Origin of the sequence: Terrisporobacter mayombei (assembly GCF_020748465.1) — a bacterium.
GTDB classification, from domain to species: Bacteria; Bacillota; Clostridia; order Peptostreptococcales; family Peptostreptococcaceae; genus Terrisporobacter; species Terrisporobacter mayombei.
Genome location: NZ_JAHZMP010000298.1, coordinates 1 through 432 on the forward strand (window position 1 = coordinate 1; position 432 = coordinate 432).

Below are 432 nucleotides of genomic sequence, written 5' to 3' on the forward strand. Positions count from 1 at the left end.
CCCGTTCGGGCGGAGCATTTCGATGGCTTGTTTCAGTGCGATATTGGCACCGGAGCATTCAATCACCAGTCCCAGATTGTCTTTGCCACAAATTTGCTGGCAGCGCGCCACCACATCTTCGGTAGAACCATTTACTACTGCCGTCGCACCCAGTTCTTTTGCAACCGGGAAGCGGACCGCCACATCTTCTTGCAGACCAACGACGACGATATTTACCGCCCCCATAATTCGCGCCATTTGTACGGAGAACAGCCCGAGTGGGCCAGTGCCGATGACGACCACATCCTGACCAGGAAGGAATTTCGATTGCTGCGCGATGGATTTGTAGGCATTACAGATAGGGTCAAGTACGGCTGCGTCCTCATAATCAACACCATCAGGGATTTCCCACAACGCATGACGATGAATTTTGAGAATTTCACCAGGAACCAG

General features: G+C 52.3%; 1 protein-coding gene. It reads right to left on the minus strand.

Features of this window, described 5'->3' with window-relative positions:
• The coding region (locus K0039_RS25565) for a zinc-binding dehydrogenase (RefSeq protein ID WP_228106931.1) at nucleotides 1-432 on the minus strand (432 nt) is incomplete at both ends.